Source organism: Ottowia pentelensis, from assembly GCF_964341695.1.
The window spans coordinates 1,144,124-1,160,446 of record NZ_OZ224513.1 but is presented as its reverse complement, the minus strand read 5'-3'; the positions used below and the strand labels follow the sequence as shown (position 1 = coordinate 1,160,446).

At 66.0% G+C, this 16,323-nt stretch carries 15 protein-coding genes and 4 tRNA genes; 7 read left to right on the top strand and 12 right to left on the bottom strand.

What is annotated here, in order from left to right:
* The first annotated feature begins 2 nt into the window (after positions 1-2).
* Genes trbF through ACWHMB_RS05545 form a run of 4 tightly spaced genes read left to right on the top strand, consistent with a single transcriptional unit; the run spans position 3 to position 3,205 of the window.
* Positions 3-707 carry a conjugal transfer protein TrbF gene (gene trbF / locus ACWHMB_RS05560; protein WP_073665901.1) on the top strand — a complete coding sequence of 235 codons (705 nt, stop codon included), beginning with the start codon at positions 3-5 and terminating at the stop codon, positions 705-707.
* On the top strand, positions 704-1,705 hold the full coding sequence (trbG, locus tag ACWHMB_RS05555; protein ID WP_113931797.1) for a P-type conjugative transfer protein TrbG: 1,002 nt from the start codon (positions 704-706) through the stop codon (positions 1,703-1,705). Before trbF ends, trbG begins: the two co-directional genes overlap by 4 nt.
* 1 nt (position 1,706) lies before the next feature.
* On the top strand, positions 1,707-2,966 hold the full coding sequence (locus ACWHMB_RS05550) for a TrbI/VirB10 family protein (protein ID WP_113931796.1): 1,260 nt from the start codon (positions 1,707-1,709) through the stop codon (positions 2,964-2,966).
* Positions 2,963-3,205 (top strand): DUF2274 domain-containing protein, encoded by a 243-nt coding sequence (locus ACWHMB_RS05545; RefSeq protein WP_073665898.1) that lies wholly within the window; start codon positions 2,963-2,965, stop codon positions 3,203-3,205. Before ACWHMB_RS05550 ends, ACWHMB_RS05545 begins: the two co-directional genes overlap by 4 nt.
* 630 nt (positions 3,206-3,835) lie before the next feature.
* Here ACWHMB_RS05545 and ACWHMB_RS05540 read toward each other — a convergent pair.
* The 8 genes from ACWHMB_RS05540 to ACWHMB_RS05505 form a co-directional block, all read right to left on the bottom strand.
* A tRNA-Cys gene (locus ACWHMB_RS05540) sits at positions 3,836-3,909 on the bottom strand.
* A gap of 84 nt (positions 3,910-3,993) precedes the next feature.
* Positions 3,994-4,069: transfer RNA gene (locus ACWHMB_RS05535), tRNA-Gly, on the bottom strand.
* A gap of 266 nt (positions 4,070-4,335) precedes the next feature.
* Positions 4,336-6,783 carry an endopeptidase La gene (lon, locus tag ACWHMB_RS05530; protein ID WP_447648467.1) on the bottom strand — a complete coding sequence of 816 codons (2,448 nt, stop codon included), beginning with the start codon at positions 6,781-6,783 and terminating at the stop codon, positions 4,336-4,338.
* A 188-nt stretch (positions 6,784-6,971) separates the two neighbouring features.
* On the bottom strand, positions 6,972-8,237 hold the full coding sequence (gene clpX / locus ACWHMB_RS05525) for an ATP-dependent Clp protease ATP-binding subunit ClpX (protein ID WP_377483350.1): 1,266 nt from the start codon (positions 8,235-8,237) through the stop codon (positions 6,972-6,974).
* 60 nt (positions 8,238-8,297) lie between these two features.
* A complete protein-coding gene (gene clpP / locus ACWHMB_RS05520) occupies positions 8,298-8,909 on the bottom strand; it encodes an ATP-dependent Clp endopeptidase proteolytic subunit ClpP (protein ID WP_377483348.1) in 612 nt (203 codons plus the stop codon).
* A gap of 156 nt (positions 8,910-9,065) precedes the next feature.
* On the bottom strand, positions 9,066-10,385 hold the full coding sequence (gene tig / locus ACWHMB_RS05515) for a trigger factor (protein WP_293219894.1): 1,320 nt from the start codon (positions 10,383-10,385) through the stop codon (positions 9,066-9,068).
* 26 nt (positions 10,386-10,411) lie between these two features.
* Positions 10,412-10,497: transfer RNA gene (locus ACWHMB_RS05510), tRNA-Leu, on the bottom strand.
* A gap of 236 nt (positions 10,498-10,733) precedes the next feature.
* Positions 10,734-12,032 carry an integrase gene (locus tag ACWHMB_RS05505; protein WP_377542571.1) on the bottom strand — a complete coding sequence of 433 codons (1,299 nt, stop codon included), beginning with the start codon at positions 12,030-12,032 and terminating at the stop codon, positions 10,734-10,736.
* 248 nt (positions 12,033-12,280) lie between these two features.
* On the opposite strand from ACWHMB_RS05505, the gene rpmB reads away from it, so the two are divergent.
* The 3 genes from rpmB (at position 12,281) to ACWHMB_RS05490 (ending at position 12,900) form a co-directional block, all read left to right on the top strand.
* Positions 12,281-12,514: a 50S ribosomal protein L28 gene (gene rpmB, locus ACWHMB_RS05500; protein WP_293219891.1), complete on the top strand. Its 234-nt coding sequence runs from the start codon at positions 12,281-12,283 to the stop codon at positions 12,512-12,514.
* A 20-nt stretch (positions 12,515-12,534) separates the two neighbouring features.
* Positions 12,535-12,705 carry a 50S ribosomal protein L33 gene (gene rpmG, locus ACWHMB_RS05495; RefSeq protein ID WP_006298735.1) on the top strand — a complete coding sequence of 57 codons (171 nt, stop codon included), beginning with the start codon at positions 12,535-12,537 and terminating at the stop codon, positions 12,703-12,705.
* Positions 12,706-12,812: 107 nt separating this feature from the next.
* Positions 12,813-12,900: transfer RNA gene (locus tag ACWHMB_RS05490), tRNA-Ser, on the top strand.
* A gap of 220 nt (positions 12,901-13,120) precedes the next feature.
* Here ACWHMB_RS05490 and ACWHMB_RS05485 read toward each other — a convergent pair.
* From ACWHMB_RS05485 to ACWHMB_RS05470, 4 genes are all read right to left on the bottom strand, one after another.
* The gene (locus ACWHMB_RS05485) at positions 13,121-14,842 is read right to left on the bottom strand and encodes a phage major capsid protein (RefSeq protein ID WP_377482954.1); all 1,722 of its coding nucleotides are present in this window, start codon (positions 14,840-14,842) and stop codon (positions 13,121-13,123) included.
* Complete coding sequence (locus ACWHMB_RS05480) at positions 14,842-15,195, bottom strand: hypothetical protein (RefSeq protein ID WP_377482952.1); 354 nt, start codon at positions 15,193-15,195, stop codon at positions 14,842-14,844. Before ACWHMB_RS05480 ends, ACWHMB_RS05485 begins: the two co-directional genes overlap by 1 nt.
* 46 nt (positions 15,196-15,241) lie before the next feature.
* A complete protein-coding gene (locus ACWHMB_RS05475) occupies positions 15,242-15,634 on the bottom strand; it encodes a hypothetical protein (RefSeq protein ID WP_377482950.1) in 393 nt (130 codons plus the stop codon).
* Positions 15,635-15,788: 154 nt separating this feature from the next.
* Complete coding sequence (locus tag ACWHMB_RS05470) at positions 15,789-16,271, bottom strand: hypothetical protein (RefSeq protein WP_377482948.1); 483 nt, start codon at positions 16,269-16,271, stop codon at positions 15,789-15,791.
* Positions 16,272-16,323: the final 52 nt, after the last annotated feature.

Below are 16,323 nucleotides of genomic sequence, written 5' to 3'. Positions count from 1 at the left end.
CCATGCGATTTAAACGACCGCAGGTGCGCTACGCCGACACGCCGCAGCCTGCCACTCCGTACCAAGCTGCCGGCCAGGTGTGGGACGAGCGCATTGGCTCGTCCCGCGTGCAGGCGAAAAACTGGCGCCTCATGGCCTTCGGCTGCCTCGCGCTTGCGCTGCTGATGGCGGGCGGCCTGGTCTGGCGCTCGGCGCAGTCCATCGTCACGCCCTATGTGGTGGAGGTGGACAACGCGGGCCAGGTGCGCGCCGTGGGCGAAGCCGCTACGCCGTACCGGCCCAGCGATGCGCAGACGGCGCACCACATCGCGCGTTTCGTCACGCTGGTTCGGTCGCTGTCCATCGACCCGATCGTGGTGCGGCAGAACTGGCTGGACGCCTACGACCACACCACCGACAAGGGCGCGGCCGTGCTCAACGACTACGCGCGCGTGAACGATCCGTTCGCGCGCATCGGCAAAGAGTCGGTAACGGTGCAGATCACCAGCGTCGTGCGCGCCAGCGACACGTCGTTCAACGTGCGCTGGACGGAACGCCGCTACGTCAATGGCGCCGCGGCTGGGCTGGAGCGGTGGACGGCCGTGGTGTCCATCGTGCTCCAGCCGCCGCGCACCGAAGAACGCCTGCGCAAGAACCCCCTGGGCATCTACGTCAATGGCCTGTCGTGGAGCCGCGAACTGGATTCTTCCGAAGGAGCCAAGCCATGAATGCACTTTTCCGTAGATCCGCTTTGCCGGTGATCCTGCTTGCATCAACCATCTTGTTCACAGGCTGCGCCACGCAGGGCAAGCCGCCGCCGGTGATTTCGCTCGATGAGCCGGTGCAGGCGCAGCCACTGCCCGAACCGCCTCAGCCAGTGGAAGTTGTGACTGTGCCCGAGGTGTTGCCGATGCCGGCGCAGTTGAAGCCAGTGCCCGAGGGCGAGGAAGCCAAGCCTGCGCCGGAACCGGCCGACGAGAAGGTGCGCGTCTCGCGTGCCAACGCCGAGGCACGCATCGCGCCCACGCGCGAGGGCTATGTCAACGCGATTCAGGTGTGGCCCTTCACCGATGGCGCGCTGTATCAGGTCTATGCGGCCGTGGGCCGAGTGACCGTGATTGCACTCCAGCCGGGCGAGGAACTGGTGACGGTGGCCGCTGGCGATACCGTGCGCTGGATCGTGGGCGACACGTCCAGCGGCAACGGCGCCGACCTGCGCGTGAACGTGCTGGTCAAGCCGATCCGCTCGGGTCTCAAGACGAATCTGGTCATCACCACCAGCCGCCGGACGTACCTGCTGGAGCTGACCTCGACCGAGAAGACGTGGATGGCGTCGGTGTCCTGGGAGTACCCGCGCGACCGGATGCTGGCCTTGCAGCGCCAGGCGCAGGCGGCCAGCGCCGCCGCGCCTGTCGGTACCGGGCTATCGCTGGAAAACCTGCGCTTCCGCTACGCGATCAGCGGCAGCAGTCCGCCGTGGAAACCACTGCGCGCCTTCGATGACGGCGAGAAGGTCTATATCCAGTTCCCGCCGGGCATCGCACAAGGCGAGCTGCCGCCGCTGTTCGTCATCGGTGCGCAAGGCGACGGGCAACTGGTCAATTACCGTTTCCGTTCACCGTACTACATCGTCGATCGTCTTTTCGGCGCCGCCGAGTTGCGCTTGGGTGGCGACAAGGGCGACATGGTGCGGATCGAGCGCACGGATGGCACGCGGAGGAACTGACATGGGCCAGGACGACACCCCCGACCTTGCCACGCCGCAGGCGGGCAAGATGGCGCCCGAGGCGGTGGCGCTGCGCGCCCAGCCGCGTCCGGTCACGCGCCTGAACCGGCGCACGCTGGCCATCCTCGTCGGCGGCCTGTCGGTCGCCGTGCTCGGGGCCACGATCTGGTCGCTACAGCCGCAGCGGCGCGGGGCCAACGAGCAGACCGAGCTTTACAACGTCGATCGCGTGTCCAAGTCCGAAGGGCTGGATGGCCTGCCGGCCGACTACTCGAAGCTGACGCCGAAGGTGCCCGAGCTGGGGCCGCCGCTACCGGGCGACCTCGGACCGGCCATCGTGGCCTCGCAGCAGCCGGCCGTGGCCGCCTACTCGGCGCCCGGCCACGACCCGAATGACGCCTTGCGCAAGGAGGCGGAAGCCGCTGCGGCTTCGTCGGTGTTCTTCCGCTCGGGCGGCCAAGCCGCCGCCATGGTGGCGCAGGCGGCGCCGGGTGCAGCAAGCACGCTCGCGGCCTTCGACCCGCTCGCTGCCGGGCCCGCTTCGACATCGGCCCAGCCCGCCGACCCGACCGCCGTGCAGAACCGGCAAGATCAGAAAGAGGCATTCCTGAAAGCCGGTTCTACGGAAACCCGCAATTCCGGCAACCTGGCGTTGCCGGCGTCGCCGTATCAGGTGATGGCGGGAACGGTGATCGCCGGTGCGCTGGTGACGGGTATCAAGTCGGACTTGCCGGGCGACGTGATCGCCACGGTGACGGAGCCGGTCTATGACTCGGCCACGGGCAAGTTCCTGCTGATCCCGCAAGGATCGCGCATCCTCGGGCGCTACAACAGCCAGGTCAGCTACGGGCAGAGTCGCGTGCAGGTGGTGTGGAACCGGGTCATCCTGCCCGACACGTCCTCGCTGGCGCTCGACAACCTTGTCGGCACCGACCCGGCCGGCTACGCCGGCCTGGAGGACGACGTGGACTGGCATTGGAATCGCATCATCGCGGGCGCGGTGCTGACGACGCTGCTGGGCGTCGGCGCTGAGTTGGCTGCGCCGGAGAACCGGCAGGACGGCAACCGCATCGTCATTGCCGGACGCGACAGCGCACAGGACAGCATCAATCAGGTCGGCCAGGAGATGACCCGGCGCAACATGAACATCCAGCCGACGCTGACGACGCGGCCGGGCCTGCCGGTTCGCATCATCGTCAACCGGGATCTGGTGCTGCGGCCGTACCAGCCGCTGTTCTTCAATCGGGGAGTTTCGCAATGAGCGCGACCAAGAAGCTGCGGCTCGGGCCGCTGCCCAAGACCGAGAGCGTCAAGCTGACCTTTGCCTGCCCGGCCAGCCTGAAAGCCGACCTCGACCGCTACGCCGCGTTGCACGCGCAGGCGTATGGCGAGGCGGTCGATGCCATGACGCTGATCCCGCACATGCTGGAAGCCTTCATGGCCGGGGATCGTGGCTTCAAGCGCACACAGCCCAAGAACGGAAAAGCCGCCCCTGCGTGAGCAGGGGCGGCTCTGGATTGGTGCCCGAGGCCGGAATCGAACCGGCATGACCGTGAGGTCGAGGGATTTTCTTACCACTTCGGCTTTCGCCGCCGTCCTGCTCACACAGGGCGTTCGTGGTCTGGAGCACGCCTTCACCATAGCCTTACAGCCGTAGGTGCCCGCCGTCTGCTCTCTACACCTTCCCAAGCGCATAGCTTGGGCTTGGCTCGGCGTTGGCTCGGATGCCGAAGCATCCAGGGCTTTCGCCGAATTTGACGGGCTTCACTTCGGGCGTTTCCCCCCGAAGGCTCAAATTGTTCAAGTCCCTTGTGTCTACCGATTTCACCACTCGGGCGTAGCGCGGTGCGCTGGAAACACCTACCTCTATCTACTGGCGCCTAGTTGGCTCCTGATCGCCAAGCCAAGCTATGAAGCTACATCTTGGATGCTCGCAAACCGTTGTCACTATTGACCTTCTGGCCCGGTAGTTCAAGCAGAAAGGACTTGACAGAACAGATTTTAAGTCCGCTGTGTCTACCGATTTCACCACCGGGGCCAAAGCGCATTGTCGCAGGCTAAGGCCTCATGCGCCGCTGCGCACATCCGCGACCATCGATCGGGCCAGGCGGGGTGGGAAACGGGGCGTGTTGGAGGCGCGATCCGGAGTCGAACCGGACTGGACGGATTTGCAATCCGTTGCATAACCGCTTTGCTATCGCGCCCTCTTCAACCAGCTGAAAAAAAAGGAAGCGGACGCTTCCTTTTTCTTGCGCGTGACCGGCTTGGTGGATCGGACACTGGATGATTGGAGCGGGAAACGAGGCTCGAACTCGCGACCTCAACCTTGGCAAGGTTGCGCTCTACCAACTGAGCTATTCCCGCGTTGCAAGCCTTGCATTGTAGCCTGAAAAACGACCGCCTTTGGCCGGCACGCCAAAAATTTTAAAGATATCTTCAGCATCGCTTCAACAGCCCAAGGCGCCATGCGGCAACCGAACCACATGGCGCAAAAGAGTCGAATGGCCGCGGAGCCGGCCGTGCCAGCGATCGCCGTGGCCGGGGTCTCCCCGGTCACCGGCGATGCCCCTCGGGGGGAGGCGAAACATCGCGCAGCGAGTGGAGCAACGGGGGGGGGGGGGGGGGCCGATTCAGTGCTTGATGGCGCTGCCCCGGCCGGTCTTGCGCTTGGCCGCCGGCGCGGCCGCGGCGACCACCACGGCGGCCGGCGCCGCGGCGGTTTCGTCATCGGCCAAGGGCATGGGCTGGCGCTCCAGCGCGACCTCGAGCACCTTGTCGATCCAGCGCACGGGCGTGATGGTCAGGTGCTCCTTCACGTTGGCCGGGATCTCCTGCAGGTCCTTGACATTCTCCTCGGGGATCAGCACCGTCTTGATGCCACCACGCAAGGCGGCCAGCAGCTTTTCCTTCAGGCCGCCGATGGCGGTGATCTCGCCGCGCAGCGTGATCTCGCCGGTCATCGCCACGTCGGCGCGCACCGGGATGCCCGTCAGGGCCGACACCATGGCCGTGGTCATGGCCGCGCCGGCGCTGGGGCCGTCCTTGGGCGTGGCGCCATCGGGAACGTGGATGTGGATGTCGCGCTTTTCGAACTGTTCGTCCTTGATACCCAGCGCGCGCGCGCGGGCACGCACCACGGTGCGCGCGGCGTCCACCGATTCCTTCATCACCTCGCCCAGCTGGCCGGTGCGCTGGATGGCGCCCTTGCCAGGCATGGTGGCCGCCTCGATGGTGAGCAGATCGCCGCCCACCTCGGTCCAGGCCAGGCCCACCACCTGGCCGACCTGGTTCTTGTGCTCGGCGCGGCCGAAGCTGTACTTGCGCACGCCCAGAAAGTCGTTCAGGTTGTCGGCGGTGACGGCCACGCGCGGCTTCATCTGGCCCAGCTGCAGCGCCTTGACCACCTTGCGGCAAATCTTGGACAGCTCGCGCTCGAGCGAGCGCACGCCGGCCTCGCGCGTGTAGTAGCGCACGATGTCGCGCACCGCGTCTTCGCCGACCTCGAGCTCGCTCTCCTTCACGCCATTGTTCTTGAGCTGCTTGGGCAGCAGGTACTTGATGGCGATGTTGACCTTCTCGTCCTCGGTGTAGCCCGCCAGGCGGATCACCTCCATGCGGTCGAGCAGGGCCGGCGGGATATTCATCGAGTTGCTGGTGGCCACGAACATCACGTCCGACAGATCGAAATCGACCTCGACGTAGTGGTCGCTGAAGGTGTGGTTCTGCTCCGGGTCCAGCACCTCCAGCAGCGCGCTGGACGGGTCGCCGCGAAAGTCCATGCCCAGCTTGTCGATCTCGTCGAGCAGGAACAGCGGGTTGCGCGTGCCGACCTTGGCCAGGCTTTGCAGCACCTTGCCCGGCATGGCGCCGATGTAGGTGCGGCGGTGGCCGCGGATCTCGGCCTCGTCGCGCATGCCGCCCAGCGCCATGCGCACGTACTTGCGGCCCGTGGCCTTGGCCACCGACTGGCCGAGCGAGGTCTTGCCCACGCCCGGCGGCCCCACCAGGCACAGGATGGGCGCCTTGACCTTGTCCACGCGCCGCTGCACCGCCAAGTATTCGAGGATGCGGTCCTTGACCTTCTCCAGGCCGTAGTGGTCTTCGTTGAGCACCTGCTCGGCGTAGGCCAGGTCGTGCTTGATCTTGGTCTTTTTGGCCCAGGGCAGGCCCACCAGCACGTCGATGTAGTTGCGCACCACGGTGGCCTCGGCCGACATGGGCGACATCAGCTTGAGTTTTTTCAGCTCGGCGTCGGCCTTCTTGCGCGCGTCCCTGGGCATGCGCGCGGCCTTGATCTTCTTCTCGATCTCGTCGATGTCGGCGCCCTCCTCGCCCTCGCCCAGCTCCTTCTGGATCGCCTTGACCTGCTCGTTGAGGTAGAAGTCGCGCTGGTTCTTCTCCATCTGGCGCTTGACGCGGCCGCGGATCTTCTTGTCGACGTTGAGGATGTCGACCTCGCGCTCGAGCTGCTCGAACAGGCTCTCCAGCCGCGCCTTGACGCTGGCCAGGTCGAGCACGCCCTGCTTGCTCTCCAGCTTGAGCGGCAGGTGCGCGGCAATGGTGTCGGCCAGGCGGCCGGCCTCGTCGATGCTGGCGATCGAGGTGAGGATTTCGGGCGGGATTTTTTTGTTGAGCTTGACGTACTGGTCGAACTGCTGCATCACCGCGCGGCGCAGCGCCTCCACCTCGGCGTTGTCCAGGTCGGCGTCGTCGGCCACCAGCGGGGTGACGGTGGCGACGAAGTGGGTCTCGCCCTCCTCGATGTGCGTCACCGTGGCGCGCTGCTGGCCCTCCACCAGCACCTTCACCGTGCCGTCGGGCAGCTTGAGCATCTGCAGGATGGTGGACACGCAGCCGACTTCGAACATGTCGGTGACGGCCGGCTCGTCCTTGGCCGCCGCGCGCTGGGCCACCAGCATGATGCGGCGGTCGGCGGCCATGGCCGATTCGAGCGCCTTGATGCTCTTGGGCCGCCCGACAAACAGCGGGATGACCATGTGCGGAAACACCACCACGTCGCGCAGTGGCAGCAGGGGCAGATCCACCGGCGTGGCGGGCAGGGGCGTGGTTCCGGGCATGACAAGTCCTTGTGCGTGATCGGGCCTGAGATGGCGGCGCAGGCCCTGATTTTCAACCCGGCGCGGCGCCGGGCCCGTCCAGCCGGCCGGCCCCATGCGGGAACCGGTTCGCAGCCGAGCGATTGACTACAAAATGTATAGCTGCTTGCGCTTGATGCACGCGGGCTAAAGGCCGATTTGGCTTGGAATCAAGCCTTCTTGGCCGCCTCGCGGTACACCAGCAGCGGCGCCTGGGCCTCGTCGATGGTGCTGTCGTCCACCACCACCTTGGCCACGTTGGCGGTGTGCGGCAGCTCGTACATGGTGTCGATCAGCGCGCCTTCCAGGATCGAGCGCAGGCCGCGCGCGCCGGTCTTGCGCGCCAGCGCCTTGCGCGCGATGGCCTTGAGCGCGCTGGGGCGAATCTCCAGCTCGACGCCCTCCATTTGCAGCAGGCGCGAGAACTGCTTGACCAGCGCGTTCTTGGGCTCGGTCAGGATTTGCACCAGCGCGTCCTCGGTCAGCTCGGCCAGCGTGGCGACCACCGGCATGCGGCCGATCAGCTCGGGAATCAGGCCGTACTTGATCAGGTCCTCGGGCTCGACGTCCTCGAAGGCCTCGCTGATCGAGCGCTGCTGCTTGCTGCGCACGGTGGCGCCAAAGCCGATGCCGCTGGCCTCGGTGCGCGCCTCGATCACCTTCTCGAGGCCCGCGAACGCGCCGCCGCAGATGAACAGGATGTTGGTGGTGTCGATCTGCAGGAAGTCCTGGTTGGGGTGCTTGCGCCCGCCCTGCGGCGGCACGCTGGCCATGGTGCCCTCGATCAGTTTCAGCAGCGCCTGCTGCACGCCCTCGCCCGACACGTCGCGCGTGATGCTGGGGTTGTCGGCCTTGCGGCTGATCTTGTCGATCTCGTCGATGTAGACGATGCCGCGCTGCGCGCGCTCGACGTCGTACTCGCAGCTTTGCAGCAGCTTGCTGATGATGTTCTCGACGTCCTCGCCGACGTAGCCGGCCTCGGTCAGCGTGGTGGCGTCGGCCATGACGAAGGGCACGTCGAGCTGGCGCGCCAGCGTCTGCGCCAGCAGCGTCTTGCCGCTGCCGGTGGGGCCGATCAGCAGGATGTTGCTCTTGCTGAGCTCGACGTCGCCGCCCTTGTGGTCGTTCTTGTGCTTGAGGCGCTTGTAGTGGTTGTACACCGCCACCGCCAGCGTGCGCTTGGCCTTCTCCTGGCCGATGACGTAGTTGTCGAGGTTGCCCTTGATGTCGGAGGGCGTGGGCAGGTCGCTCTTGGGCTGGCCCTCGGCGGCGCCCTCGGGCACCTCCTCGCGGATGATGTCGTTGCACAGGTCGATGCATTCATCGCAGATGAACACCGACGGTCCGGCGATCAGCTTCTTGACCTCGTGCTGGCTCTTGCCGCAGAAGGAGCAGTAAAGCGTTTTCTCGCTGGAAGAGCCTTTTTTCTCGGCCATTGACACAAACTCAGTGGATGGATCGGACCATGATAGCGAAATCTCGCCGCAGCGCCCCCGTCAGGGGCGCTGGGCCAGCACCTGGTCGATGATGCCGTAGTCCTTGCTCTCGTCGGCGGTCATGTAGTAGTCGCGCTCGGTGTCCTGCACCACCTTCTCGTAGGGCTGGCCGGTGCGCTCGGCCAGGATGCGGTTCATCTGCTCCTTGGTGCGCAGGATGTCGCGTGCCTGGATCTCGATGTCGGTGGCTTGGCCCTGCGCGCCGCCCAGCACCTGGTGGATCATGATCTTGCTGTTGGGCAGCGAATAGCGCTTGCCCTTGGCGCCGGCGGCCAGCAAAAACGCGCCCATGCTGGCGGCAAAGCCCAGGCACATGGTGGACACGTCGGGCTTGATGAACTGCATGGTGTCGTAGATCGACATGCCGGCCGTGACGCTGCCGCCGGGCGAGTTGATGTAGAACGAGATGTCCTTGTCCGGGTTCTCGCTTTCCAGGAACAGCAGCTGCGCCACCACCAGGTTGGCGGTCTGGTCGTTGACCTCGCCCACCAGGAAGATCACGCGCTCCTTGAGCAGGCGCGAATAGATGTCGAACGACCGCTCGCCGCGGCCGGACTGCTCGATCACCATCGGGATCAGCCCGAGGTTTTGGGGAGAGGCAAGTGCGCTCATGAAAGCTCCGTCAGGGGGAATGAAAACCAAATGGGGCCGGAACCGCCGGATTCCAGACCCCATTGTCGCCGCCGGGCCATGCCCAGCAAAACCATGAACCAAATCGCCCTCTGGCGCCCATGCATCAAGCGCCGGCAGCTTCGTTTTTTATAGCAATCAGGCCGACTGGCCCATCAGCTCGTCGAAGCCCAGCGCCTTGTCGGTCACCTTGGCCTGGCCCAGCACGTGCTCGGTCACGTTGTTCTCGATCACCATCGCCTCCACGTCGGCCAGGCGGCGGTTGTCGGCGTAGTAGTAGCGCACCACCTCGGCGGGCTTCTCGTAGCTGGCGGCCAATTCCTCGACCTGGGCCTTGACCTGCTCGGGCGTGGCCTGCAGCTTGGCCGTCTTGACCAGCTCGGCCACCACCAGGCCCAGGCGCACGCGGCGCTCGGCCTGCGGGCGGAAGGCGTCCTCGGGGAAGGGGAACTTCTCGATGTCCTTGTCCTTCAGGCCACGCGCCTTCAGGTCACCCCGTGCGCTTTCGACCATGCGGTCCACCTCGGCCTGCACGCTGGCCTTGGGCACGTCCAGTTCGGACTTGGCCAGCAGCGCGTCCATCACGGCCTGCTTGTTGCGCGCGTTCAGGCGGAACTTGATCTCGCGCTCCAGGTTCTTGCGGATGTCGGCGCGCAGGCCCTCGACGGTGCCGCCCTCCACGCCCAGCGACTTGGCCAGTTGCTCGTTCACCTCGGGCAGGTGCGCGGCCTCGATCTTCTTGACGGTGACCATGAAGTCGGCCGTCTTGCCCGCCACGTCCTTGCCATGGTAGTCGGCCGGAAAGGCCAGCGGAAAGGTCTTGCTCTCGCCCACCTTCAGGCCGCGCACGGCGGTCTCGAACTCGGGCAGCATCTGGCCCTCGGCGATGACGAAGGCGAAGTCCTCGGCCTTGCCGCCCTCGAAGGGCTCGCCGTCGATCTTGCCGGCAAAGTCCACCGTCACGCGGTCGCCGTCCTCGGCACCGGCGCCCTGGGCGCGCTGGGCAAAGCTGCGGCGCTGCTTGCGCAGGATCTCCAGCGTGCGGTCGATCGCCTCGTCGGTCACCTGAGCGCTGGCGCGCTCGATCTCGGCGGTGGTCAAGTCGCCGATCTTCACCTCGGGAAACACCTCGAACACCGCGTCGAAGGTCATCTGCCCCTCGGGCGCGCCGTCCTTCTCGGTGATGGTGGGCTGGCCCGCCACGCGCAACTCGGCCTCGTTGGCGGCGCTGAAAAAGGCCTCGCCCACCTTGTCGTTCATCACCTCGTACTGCACCGAATAGCCGTAGCGCTGCGCCACGACGCTCATCGGCACCTTGCCGGGGCGAAAGCCGTCCATCTTGACGGTGCGCGCCAGCTTGCGCAGACGCGCGTCCACCTCGCCCTGGATGGTGTCCAAGGGCAGAGTGAGCGTCATCTTGCGCTCGAGTTTTTCCAGGGTTTCGACATTCACGGCCATGGGGATCTCTCAGTCAAGTTGGATGGTGGTGCGCGGGGGGGACTCGAACCCCCACACCCTCGCGGGCGTCAGGACCTAAACCTGGTGCGTCTACCAATTTCGCCACCCGCGCGAACAGGGTTCAAACGAATCGGACCGCTGGCGCCCTTCGGTGCCAGCCGCCTCATTGAAATGCGACGAACCGCGTATTTTATCTGCTTGGCGCGCACCGGCCCCGAATCCCGTCGGATCGGGCGCGAACGCGCTCGCGGGCGCCGGCCCACCGTCGGGGTAAAGTCGCGGCTTTTGTCTCGGAGAGTCTTTTCCAATTCAGGTATGAGCCTGAACGAGCCGGATTGAAGGTTGGGTTCAGGCCAAGCGTCTGGATCGTTTTTCAATTGTCGCAAACAGCGCCATGCGCGCTGCATTGAGCTGTTCAGCGGCCTGCAAGTCAGTCACTTGCACGGCCTGCTGTTGCAGCAGCTGGACAGTGATGCCGCGGCGCAACTGCTTGTCAATGTCCGGCAAGCTCGCGAGCTTCTCCAACGGCGTTTGCACCAGCTCGGGTGGGTAGGTCTTGCGAATTTTGCCCTTGGCATCCATCACCTGCTTGGCAAACAGGCAAGGGCGGTGCAGGTTGACGTAGGTGTTCAGATGCTCTTGGCAGAACGTGTTGATCAGGCCGGCAAAGCGCTGCGGAATATGGCTGTAGCCGAACGTCTTGCGCACCACGGCGGCGTTCTTGCTCTCGGCCAACGCGTTGTCATTGCTCTTGCGCGGGCGCGACTTGGTCTGCTCGGCCTGCAGCTTGCCCAGCAAGGCGGCCACCTGTCGATTGACGAACTCGCCGCCGTTGTCCGAATGAAAGCCGCGGATCGGAAACGGAAACTGAGCCATGAGCTGCTCCAACACCGGCAGCAAGAACGCCTCGCTGATGCGCTCGCAGCAAGCCACCACCTCCCACTGAGTGAGGATATCGACGGCATTGACGTAGTACACCCCCTTGATGCGATCGAGATCGCCCTGATGGACGCTGTCGATGCGAATGAAGCCCACTCGCCCGCCGGGGTCGGGCGCGCGTCGCTGGCCAATGGCATTGAGCACGGGCCGGGTTTTGGTCAAGGACACCCGGGCGGCTTTGTATGGGCCGCTCTTGCGCAGGTTGTACAGGTGCGAGGGCGACAGTTGCGCCAGGCGTTCAAAGCGCGCATCACCGTGCACATGCCAGGCGCGGCGCAGCAGGTGCACCGTCGCCGGCCCCGACAAGCAGCCATGGGCGCGATCAACGCTCACCAGCAGCGCCACATCGGCGGGGCTGTAGCGCCGGGCAAAGGCATGCGCTGGCACGCGGTAGCGCTTGGCCAGAGGCTGGCCTTCCAGCACGCGCGCCAGCAGCCGCGTCAGTTGCGCGCGCGAGTAGCCGCTGGTGCGCGCCAGATAGCGCAGCACGATGCCCTTGTCGGGCCTGGACAGACGCGTATAGCCCAAGCGGCGCACCACGCTGGCAATGTGCGCATAGCGCTCTTGATCATCGGCGAAGGCGCTGAAGCTGACCTCCAGCGTGCCTTCGAGAAACGCCTGCAATTGGGCAATGCTGCCCAGCCGGGATTCGTCCATGTCGATCACCATCTGAAAAATGATCGACCCAGATCGCCCATTCAGGCTCATATCTCGTTGGAATCTCGGCAACTCGTTCAGGCTCATACCTCGTTGGACAAGACTCGGAGTGGCAGGGTGCTACGGAAAATCGTTATAATGCCGGGTTCTTCGCGGATGCGAGAGGCGTGGCAGCCGATCGGGCACCCGCGAAGCCCACGGGGCCACCGCCACCCCTTTCATGGCGAGGTGAGGTCCGAGCGAGTCGCGCAGCAAGCCGCGGCGCCAGCGAAGACCGGATGGACTGGAGAGCATTTCTCATGGCACGCGTGTGCGAAGTCACGGGCAAGAAGCCCATGGTCGGAAACAACGTTTCCCACGCCAACAACAAAACCAAGCGTCGTTTCCTGCCCAACCTGCAGTACCGGCGCTTCTGGGTCGAGAGCGAGAACCGCTGGGTGCGCCTGCGCGTGTCCAGCGCCGCGCTGCGACTGATCGACAAGAATGGCATCGAGTCCGTGCTCGCCGACATGCGCGCACGCGGCCAAGCCTGATTCACTGAAGGAGCACCATCATGGCCACCAAAGGCGGACGCGAAAAGATCAAGCTGGAATCCACGGCCGGCACCGGTCACTTCTACACCACCAGCAAGAACAAGAAGACGATGCCCGAGAAGATGTCGATCATGAAGTTCGACCCCAAGGCACGCAAGCACGTCGAGTACAAGGAAATCAAGCTGAAGTGATTTTCGGCTCGTGATACGACGAAACCCGCTGCTTGCAGCGGGTTTCTTTTTCTCCGATCCGCAGCCGAGCCTGCGCCCAGACCGATAGAATTTCAGGCCTCACCCGCGGAAGGGTGGCAGAGTGGTCGATTGCACCGGTCTTGAAAACCGGCGACGGGCAACCGTCCGTGGGTTCGAATCCCACCCCTTCCGCCAGGTACTTATATTTCATGCGGCATGTAGGCCGTTTTTATTTTTTACCCCACCTTTAACCCCGATTGGCGCATCCCCTCAGCAAAGAAAAGCCCGGCACACGGGCCGGGCTGGTGATGTAGGTGCCTTCCCTCGCCGCCGGTGGGCTGCGTCCGCAAGGAAGGCTTGCTCGCTTTGAAGCCCGAGAAAGCAGCGAGCGCGGTAACCGCCGAAACGGTGTTCGTTATGCGTCGCCGGTGGCACCGGTGTTTTGAACCCAACCGACGGGCGAGACCCAGCCGCAACCGAAGTCCAGGCGGGCCTTGACCTCCAGGCCGTCGATCTCGAATCCCTCGCGCTGGCTGGTTTGCGGGCCGGCCTCGCCGTCCAGGTAGCCGTATTCGAGGGCGCGCTGATTGGCGGCCACCAAATACCATTCGTTGGCATCGGTCAGGCGCGGCTCGACTACCACGCTCAGCGCGCCGAAGGGCTGCACGTCGGTGGTCTTGGTGGCGCTGATGCTGGCAACCAGCTGGCGCGCAGTCATTTCCAGCGCGGCGGGCACCACGATGGCGCCGGGCTCTTGGGTGACCAGCTGGTCGAAGTGCTTTTGACCGCGCAGCGCCTGCACGGCCACGCCCAGCCCGGCCAGCGTCAACTTGCGCGGGCTCTGCGTGTTGCGCGCGCTGCTGAACAGGGCGGCGCCGTCGACTTGGCCCGGGCTCGTCAGGGCTTTGACCAGCTCGTCGGCTTCGCGTCGCGCGGCGGCCTCGGCAAACAGGCGCACCAGGTCTCCGAACGCGCCCAAGTCGTCATTGACCAGGGCTTGACGGGTGATGGCGAAGATGCGACCGTAGGTGACCAGGCGCCAGGCGGCGGCGCCCTCTTCGATGGTGCCGTAGTGAAATTCGCCGTGCTCGTTGACCTGCTCCAACGACGGCGCGCTGCCCAGGCGAACCGTGGTGCGGTCGCGAAAGTCGGGCAGCATGGTTTCGCGTGCAACCGCCTTCAGCGCGGCCGGCGCGGCGGCGTAGGCATCCAGCAGGACGCGGCCGGCAGCGGCGCCCAGCAGGCTGGGAAAGTCGCCGGTGCCGTGCATGGCGCGCTCGATGATCTGCGTGCGGCTCATGTCGGAGTAGACGCGCTCGCCGGCCAGCTCCAACGAACGCTGCGCCAGGCCCACGGCGTCCAGGCCGCGCAGGATGGGCTGATCCTTGCGGCGCGCGCCCATGCGGTGCGCCAGGCTGGCAATCAGGACTTCACGCTCGCCGCCGTGACCGCTTGCGCCAAATGCGCTCAGCTCGCGCGAGTTCGTGTTCCGGTGGCCGCCTGCGGCCAGGTCACGGGCGCCCAGCTCTTCCAGGATTGCGGTGCGGGCTGCGCCGATGTCGGTGGCGCTTTGCGCCAGGCCGCGCGCAAAGTCGGTCAGGCCGTGGCGCTTGCCCAGCTCCATGATCTCGGCTTGCAGGGCGGCGCGGTTGATGGTGGGCGCGGTGGGCGCGGTGGTGGGAGTCATTTGCTTGTCCAATGAGCGATAAAACCCGGCGCCGGTATCGGCGGGCACGGGGACGATGGAGACCTCATGCGGCGCCCAGCGGTACACGGTGCCGGCGTCGGTGGGCACGCCTTCGCCGATGTGCTGGTAGCCGACGGACAGCGAGCGGTGAAATCCCGCCTTCACGTCGGACAGAATCTGCTGGGCCTCGGGCGAGGTGGCGAAGCGCGCCCGGCCGGTCACGCGCTTGCCGTCGGCTGCCAATGCGTCAACTTGACCCACGGCCAGGTGACCGGCATCGTGGGCGATCAACAGCGGCAACGGCGCGCGCGCGAGGTCTACACCGGCGGGCGAGCAATCGAGAATCTCGGCACCCATGGCGCGCGGCACGGGCGCATCGGTGGCGATGGTGCAGGGGATGGCCTCGCCGTCGCCATCGGCGGCGCGCAGCTCGATTTGACGGCTCAGCATCAACGGGCCCCCGTTTGGCGGTTGTCGGGCGCAGCGGCGCGGCTGAGCACGGCGCCGGCCAATTCGAGCGCGGCGGCGGCGGCGATGGCTGGCGCGTCGACGTTCTCGGCCTCCACGTAGTGGTGACGGTGGTAGAGCAGGGTGCTGGCCTGGGCGCCAGCGAGCGCCTTGCCAATTTGTTCGGCGGCCAGGACGGCCTCGCCGATGGCGTAGCTCAGGCGCGCGGCCAGGAGCGCGGCGCGGCGCGGGTCTAGGGTGGCGACCAGTTCGGTGTCGCCAGCGCGCAGCGCCAGGCGGACGTACTGGCCATCGGGCTCAATCCCGACGATGGCTTGGGTGATGTTCTTGCTCATGCCGCGATGATCCGGCCGGCCGCACTGACGCGGGCCGACTTTTGGGTCAGTCGCTGCGCAGCAGCTCGAACAGGCGCCGCTGACAGGTGACGGGTGCGGCGCCCGTCGCAAACGCCTCGTGCAAGGCTTGCTCGGTTTCCGACAGCAGCGGGTGCGCCCCGCCCAGCAATGCCGGCCACAGCGCGCGCTCGAATCGCTCGATAGCAGCGGCCAGGCGGCCGGCCGCAACCCATGCGCCGCAGGCGTCGCCCGACAGCAGCGCGGCGGCGCGCTCCAACGCGGCGTTGCGCCGGCGCGTGCGGCTGGCGCGATCCAGGCCCAGCAGGGCCGGCACGTCGGCCGGGGCGGCCTGCAGCAGCGCGGCGGCCAGGTCGGCAGGCAGCTCCACGGCGTCACCCTTGGCGGCGCGTGTGAGGAGCAGCAGCGTGTCAACGGTCATGGCGTCAAGGAGTCCGTCAAGTAGCTGGACAAGCCGACCACTAGCGCGCAAGCGGGGTTGCGATTACCCGCGGGACGCCGGGCTGGGAAGTACCTTTCACTCGCCGGGCATGCGTCAGGCCCCAGGCGCGGCGCGAAGTCGAACGCCAAGTCGTTCATGCGTGCACCCTTTCGGCGCGCTCGGCCTCGCGCTGGATTTGCGCGCTGAGTTCGCGCAGTACCTGCTCGACCTGGTCGGCAATGGCGGTGCGGACGGCCGGCTCGTCGCGGCCAGCCAGTTGCGGCGCCAGCATCGCCGCCCAGCCTTCCAGCGCGGCGCGGATGGTGGCGCCCAGGTTGGCGAAGGCGGCGATGTGCTCGGCGACGTCGATCAGCTCGCCGGCCTCGCGCCGGGCCGCGATCTCGGTCTGCTGCGCGGCCCAGTGCTCGCGCCGGGCGCGTGATTCGTCGTAGTTGAAGATCCCCGCCTGCTCATTGGTCTTGGGGCTCTTCACGCGCGGCCTGACGTTGACCTCCTTCCACGCCATGGCATCCGCAACGCTTGTCGCTGGCATGCCGCGCCGTCGGTATCGGGAAATCAGGCCAGCGTCACAGCCAAGGGCGGCGGCGAGATCAATGTTTTTCAGTTTCGTGGTCATTTCTAGACAAACCCCAAAAATTGACAGGTTGACGGACAAAAAACTCAAGTCA

Excerpts from the sequence above, each read along its gene's own strand:
- trbF (WP_073665901.1), top strand. The coding sequence starts at position 3 with ATGCGATTTAAACGACCGCAGGTGCGCTACGCCGACACGCCGCAGCCT.
- trbG (WP_113931797.1), top strand. The coding sequence starts at position 704 with ATGAATGCACTTTTCCGTAGATCCGCTTTGCCGGTGATCCTGCTTGCA.
- ACWHMB_RS05550 (WP_113931796.1), top strand. The coding sequence starts at position 1,707 with ATGGGCCAGGACGACACCCCCGACCTTGCCACGCCGCAGGCGGGCAAG.
- ACWHMB_RS05545 (WP_073665898.1), top strand. The coding sequence starts at position 2,963 with ATGAGCGCGACCAAGAAGCTGCGGCTCGGGCCGCTGCCCAAGACCGAG.
- lon (WP_447648467.1), bottom strand. The coding sequence starts at position 6,783 with ATGCCCGGAACCACGCCCCTGCCCGCCACGCCGGTGGATCTGCCCCTG.
- clpX (WP_377483350.1), bottom strand. The coding sequence starts at position 8,237 with ATGGCCGAGAAAAAAGGCTCTTCCAGCGAGAAAACGCTTTACTGCTCC.
- clpP (WP_377483348.1), bottom strand. The coding sequence starts at position 8,909 with ATGAGCGCACTTGCCTCTCCCCAAAACCTCGGGCTGATCCCGATGGTG.
- tig (WP_293219894.1), bottom strand. The coding sequence starts at position 10,385 with ATGGCCGTGAATGTCGAAACCCTGGAAAAACTCGAGCGCAAGATGACG.
- ACWHMB_RS05505 (WP_377542571.1), bottom strand. The coding sequence starts at position 12,032 with ATGAGCCTGAATGGGCGATCTGGGTCGATCATTTTTCAGATGGTGATC.
- rpmB (WP_293219891.1), top strand. The coding sequence starts at position 12,281 with ATGGCACGCGTGTGCGAAGTCACGGGCAAGAAGCCCATGGTCGGAAAC.
- rpmG (WP_006298735.1), top strand. The coding sequence starts at position 12,535 with ATGGCCACCAAAGGCGGACGCGAAAAGATCAAGCTGGAATCCACGGCC.
- ACWHMB_RS05485 (WP_377482954.1), bottom strand. The coding sequence starts at position 14,842 with ATGCTGAGCCGTCAAATCGAGCTGCGCGCCGCCGATGGCGACGGCGAG.
- ACWHMB_RS05480 (WP_377482952.1), bottom strand. The coding sequence starts at position 15,195 with ATGAGCAAGAACATCACCCAAGCCATCGTCGGGATTGAGCCCGATGGC.
- ACWHMB_RS05475 (WP_377482950.1), bottom strand. The coding sequence starts at position 15,634 with ATGACCGTTGACACGCTGCTGCTCCTCACACGCGCCGCCAAGGGTGAC.
- ACWHMB_RS05470 (WP_377482948.1), bottom strand. The coding sequence starts at position 16,271 with ATGACCACGAAACTGAAAAACATTGATCTCGCCGCCGCCCTTGGCTGT.